This window comes from Actinosynnema sp. (genome assembly GCF_052038725.1).
Genome location: NZ_JBQGCX010000282.1, coordinates 1 through 5135 on the forward strand (window position 1 = coordinate 1; position 5135 = coordinate 5135).

At 73.0% G+C, this 5135-nt stretch carries 4 protein-coding genes; all 4 read right to left on the reverse strand.

Annotated elements, in window-relative coordinates; translation table 11 throughout:
- Positions 1-94: 94 nt before the first annotated feature.
- The 4 genes from ACTUAL_RS05525 to ACTUAL_RS05540 all read right to left on the reverse strand — a co-directional run bounded on the left by ACTUAL_RS05525 (position 95) and on the right by ACTUAL_RS05540 (position 5133).
- A complete protein-coding gene (locus ACTUAL_RS05525; protein ID WP_440899486.1) occupies positions 95-1342 on the reverse strand; it encodes an ATP-grasp domain-containing protein in 1248 nt (415 codons plus the stop codon).
- Between the two features lie 161 nt (positions 1343-1503).
- Positions 1504-2811 (reverse strand): cation:proton antiporter, encoded by a 1308-nt coding sequence (locus ACTUAL_RS05530; RefSeq protein ID WP_440899487.1) that lies wholly within the window; start codon positions 2809-2811, stop codon positions 1504-1506.
- On the reverse strand, positions 2808-4661 hold the full coding sequence (locus ACTUAL_RS05535; RefSeq protein WP_440899488.1) for an ABC transporter substrate-binding protein: 1854 nt from the start codon (positions 4659-4661) through the stop codon (positions 2808-2810). The genes ACTUAL_RS05530 and ACTUAL_RS05535 overlap by 4 nt, the downstream gene beginning before the upstream one ends.
- Before the next feature lie 133 nt (positions 4662-4794).
- Positions 4795-5133, reverse strand: a complete 339-nt coding sequence (locus tag ACTUAL_RS05540; RefSeq protein ID WP_440899489.1) for a hypothetical protein — start codon at positions 5131-5133, stop codon at positions 4795-4797.
- Positions 5134-5135 lie beyond the last annotated feature (2 nt).

Sequence of the window (5135 nt, forward strand, 5' to 3'; positions counted from 1 at the left end):
GGGGGGGGGGGGGGGGGGGGGGGGCGGGGGGGGGGCGGGGGGGGGGGGGGGGGGGGGGGCCCCCCCGCGGGCCGCCGGGGGGCCCCCCCGCCGCTCACGCGGGCGTGACCGAGAAGGCGGCCTCGGCGGCGTCGAGCTGCCGGGCGACCTCCTCGCGGGTGCCGCCGACGGCGACGGCGAACCCGACGCGCCCCCAGACGGTGCCCTTCGGCGGCGGGGAGACCACCGCGCCCGGCTGGGCGACGACGACCGCGAGGTGCAGGTCGGGCGGGAGCGCGGCCTGGTCGAAGCCGAGGGAGCCGATGGTGGTGTCCTCCTCCTCGACGTAGAAGAACCGGATGCCCGCGACGCCGGAGCGGGTGCGGGTCAGGTCGGGGACGCGGCCGGTGGCGGCGGCTGCCGCGGCGAGGCCGGGGTCGACGCCGGTGGCGATCTTGCCCAGGTAGGGGATCATGTCGCCGCCGAGCCTGCCGTTGACCTCGATGACCTTCGGGCCGTCGGCGGTGAGCATGAACTCGGAGTGCGTGAAGCCGTCGGTGAAGCGCAGCGCCTCGTGGGTGCGGCGCAGGGCGTCGACGAGCGCGGGGTCGGTGAGCAGCGGGTCGTCGGCCGAGACGAAGTGGCCGACCTCCTCGGCGTACGGGTGGTAGCCGACGACCTTGCGGCCGACGAACAGCGGGGTGACCTCGCCGTCCACGACGACCGAGTCGACGCTGACCTCCTCGCCGGAGACGAACTCCTCCACGAGCACGGGCTGGTCGGTGTCGAACACGACCGGCTCCGGGCCCTCGGCGGCGAGGGTGAAGGCGAAGTTCGCGCGCACCTGGTCGGCGTCCTCGACCTTGATCACGCCGAGGCTGGCGCCGAGGCCGCGCGGCTTGAGGATGGCCGGGTAGCCGAGCCGGTCGGCGGCGGCGACGGCGTCCTCGACGGACTTGACCGGGAGCGAACCCGGTTGCGGCACACCGGCTTCGGTCAGCGCGGCGCGGGTGCGGCCCTTGTCGCGCAGGCCCCACACCACGTCGGGGTCGCCGTTGCGCAGGCCGAGGGCCTGGGCGGCGAAGGAGGCGGCGTGGATGCGGGCCTCGTCCCAGCAGAGCACGCCCGCGACGGCGTCGGTGGCGGCGACCTCCTTGGCGGCGGTGGCCAGCGCCTGGCCGTCCATGGTGCTGGGCAGCACGGTCCAGCCGTGGACGTGCTCGCGCTCCCAGGTGGGCTCGGCGGTGAGGAACAGGTGCACGCGGTACTCGGCGCTGATCGGGCCGAGCAGGTACTCGCGGTAGGTGCGCATCCCGGTGCCCACCAGGATCAGCAGTGGGCGCGGGTCCTCGGGTTCGGTCATGGTGTCCTCGTCTCGGCGGCGGGGTGGCGGTGCGGTGGAGGTCGACCGGTAGGGGCCGACCGGTGGTGCTCGGTGCTGCTCGGTGCTGCTCGGTGGTGCTCGGTGGTGCTCGTGCTGCCCGGCGGTGCCCGGTGCTGCTGCCCGGTGCTGCTCGGGGCCGGTCAGGGGTGGCCGCTGAAGACCTTCTCCCGCTCGTTCTCCTCGTCGGTCACCGCGATGCGCCGGACGGCGTGCCGCAGCGTCGGCGGGGCCATGAGCGAGGTGACGACGGCGACCAGCACGACGATCGTGTAGCCGGCGGTGGTGAGCACCCCGAGGCGCAGCCCGGCCATCGCGACGATCACCTCCACGACGCCGCGCGCGTTCAGCCCCGCGCCCAGCGCCAGGCCCTCCCAGTGGCCGAGCCCGCTGAGCCTGGCCCCGAGGTAGGCGCCGACGAACTTGCCCGCGATGGCGATGGCCAGCACCGCGAGCGCGGCCAGGAGCACCGCCGGGTCGGCGAGCAGGGTGAGGTCCATGCGCAGCCCGGCGGTGGCGAAGAAGATCGGCGCGAGGACCGCCATGGTGAACGTGCGCAGCGGGGCCAGCTTCGCCCGGTTCAGCAGGCCGGAGGAGCTGAGCAGGATGCCGCAGGCGAACGCGCCGAGGATCGCCTCCAGGCCGAGCGCGTGGGTGCCCGCGGCGGAGGCGAGCAGGAGCACGGCGACGACGGCGACGGTGGTGGCCGGGTCCTCGGAGCGGTCGGCGCGGGTGAGGGCGGCGCGCACCAGCGGTCTGCCCACGAGCAGGGCGACGGCGGCCACCAGGACGAGGCTGCCGAAGGTGATCAGCAGGTGTCCGCCGCGCAGGCCGGTGGTGGCCATGGCGGAGACGATGGAGAGCAGCGACCAGCCGACGACGTCGTCCACGGCGGCGGCGCTGATGGTGAGCTGGCCGATGTCGCGGTGCAGCAGCTTCATCTCCAGCAGGGTCTTGGCGATGACCGGGATGGCGCTCACGCACATGGCCACGCCGAGGAACAGCGCGAACACCGGCCGGTCGGCCTTCTCGCCCACCAGGGAGGCGGGCAGCGCGAAGCCGACCGCGACGCCGAGGGCGAGCGGCAGGAACAGGCCGCCCGCGCTGACCCCCGCGGCTTTCGCGCCGGTGCGGCGGATCAGCTTGGTGTCGATGTGCATCCCGGTGAAGCCGACCAGCAGCAGCACGCCGAGCTGGCCGACGGCGTCCAGGAGGTGGATCTGCTCGGCGTTGGCGGGGAAGAGCCAGTCGGAGGCGGCGGGCGCGAGGTTGGCCAGCAGGGACGGGCCGAGCAGGATGCCCGCCGCCAGCTCGCCGACCACGGCGGGCAGGGAGACGCGGGCGCACAGGCGGCCGAGGGTGAAGGCGACGCCGAGCAGGACCGCCAGCTGGAGCAGCAGCACCAGCATGGGGTGGGCCCCGATGGGCGGCGGGGGCGCGGCGGTGATCACGCCGGGTCCTCGGCGTAGTACCAGTTCTCCGGGTTGATCATGCCGTAGGGGTTGATCGGCCCGAAACCCTTGAGGTTGTTGGCGACCTCGAAGAGGCGGATGGGGAAGTTGGGCGTGAAGATCACCGGCACCTGCTCGGCGATGTAGTCCTGGTACTCGTAGAGCACGTCCAGGTCGTCGGTGGTGACGGTGCGCTCGATGAGCGCGTCGGCCTTCGGGTCGGTGTAGAAGCCGAAGTTGCCGCCCGCGCCGGTGGAGAAGAGGATCTCGCCGGTGGGGTGGTGGTAGGCCCAGCCGCCGTTCCAGCAGCACATCTCCCACAGGCAGGGGGTTTCCTCGGTGGGCACGCACGGCGCGTCCTCGGCGACCAGGACGGAGCCGTAGACCTCGCGCAGGCGCAGCTCGATGCCCGCCTCGGCGGCGGCGTCGCGGAAGCCCTCCATGAGCCGGGTGAGCGCGGGGCGGCCCTCGACGTAGCGCATGAGCAGGGTCAGCTCCGTGCCCTCGGGGATGCCCTCCCCCGCCTCGCCCGGTCCGGTTCCCGCGCGCACGCACACCGCCGGGGTCCGGCTGGTGTCCCAGCCGTTGGCCTCCAGCAGCTCCTTGGCGTGCTTGGGGTCGAACGGGAGCGGCCAGGCGCCCTCGCGCTGGCGCGGGGAGACGTACTCGGTCCTCGGGTACATCGGGACGGGGCCGTTCTGCCGGTAGGCGTAGCCCTGGTAGATGTCGCGGACCGCGGTGTCCTGGTCCAGGACGCTCTGCAGCGCCTGGCGCAGGTAGGTCTGGGCGAACATCTTCCCGACGACGGTGGGGTTGTTGTAGTTGAGCGAGATGTACCGGATGCAGAACGCGGTCTGCGGGTGCATCGTGTAGTGCTCGGCCAGCGGGTTGGGGCCGCCGACGACCGGGTCGACGGCGGGCTCGGTGGCGAAGCTGAGCGGCAGGTAGCCGACCTGGAAGCCGCCCTCGGCGTCCGGGCCCTTCCTGAGGACCTCGTACTGCTCCTCGTCGGAGAAGGTCGGGATCTGGCGGAACTCGTCCAGGTGCGGCTTGTTCGGGCCGGAGTAGTGCTCGTTGGGCACGAAGGTGACGACGCCTTCGAGGGTGTAGCTCTTGAGCCGCCACGGCCCGGAGACGACGCTCCACACGGGACTGCCTGCCCACCTGGTGCGGTGCTCGTTGCCCTCGTTGATGATGTCGCCCTGCTCGGCCATCAGGTAGTCGTAGACGGCCTCGACGTCGGCGAGGTCGCCGGAGGCGTTGGCCGGGCCGTCGGCGGTGCGGTCCCAGGCCTTGGGCAGCGGGGTGATGGTGCTGAGCTGGTTGTGCAGCACCCAGTGCTTGGAGTAGGGCTTGTCGAAGGTGAAGAACACCTCGTCGTCGGCGAGCTTGCCGTACTCGGTGAGGTTGTCCGGGAAGTAGCCGGGGACGTACTCGCCGTACCGGGGGCCCTTGACCTTCATCAGGTTCACCCAGAACAGGACGTTGTCGGCGCACACGGTCTCGCCGTTGGACCACTTCCACGGCTTGACGCGCACGCGCGCGGTGCGGCCGTCCTCGCTCCACACCGGCTCCTCGCCGATGCTCTGGTGGTAGTCGACGTTCGGGGTGCCGTCGCTGCCGAAGTAGTACAGCGTCCGGTACATCAGGGCCTGGAACTCCAGGATGTTGCGGGTGCCCATGCGCTCGGCGGGCGTGAACGGGAAGATCACGGCGGGCGGGAAGCCCGGCGCGCAGGCCCAGGTGACGACCCCGCCCTTGCGGGGGACGTCCCCGGCGGGTGCGGCGGTCGGGTCGGCGGCGGTCGGGTCGGTCGTGGCCGGGTCGGTGGCGGACTGTGCCGTGGTCATGTCTCGGTGCTCACCCGTCTCGTTCGGCGCACTGCGCTGTGCGCTGCTCGGTGCTGTGCGCTGCTCGGTGCTGGGCCGCGCTCCGGTGGTGCGGCGCCGCCGCCGGGCAGCGCTTCCCGGCGGCGGCCGTGCGCTAGGCGCGCGGGGCGATCTCCTCGATCACCGAGGTGCCCCGGTCCGCGTGGGCGCCGAAGCGCTCCCAGACCTCGTTGAGCCGGACCCTGCCGTCGGCCAGCACCTGGGGCGTGCTGGTGCAGTGGCCGGAGACGACCCGGTTGTCCTCCAGGACCATGCAGTAGGCGAAGTCGAGCCTGCCGTCGGGCAGCACGGTCCCGGTCAGCGTGCCGCGCCTGGCCCTGCCGCCGAGGAACTCGCCCCAGAACAGGTCGCCCTCCTGGTGGTAGACGGCGACCCGCGACTCCTCGGGCGCGCCGTCGGCGACGGGCGAGAACCTGCGGCCGTCGTAGTCGATCC

What these genes read in the sequence shown, in the direction of transcription:
- ACTUAL_RS05535 (WP_440899488.1), bottom strand. Translation starts at nt 4,661, where the DNA reads ATGACCACGGCACAGTCCGCCACCGACCCGGCCACGACCGACCCGACC.
- ACTUAL_RS05525 (WP_440899486.1), bottom strand. Translation starts at nt 1,342, where the DNA reads ATGACCGAACCCGAGGACCCGCGCCCACTGCTGATCCTGGTGGGCACC.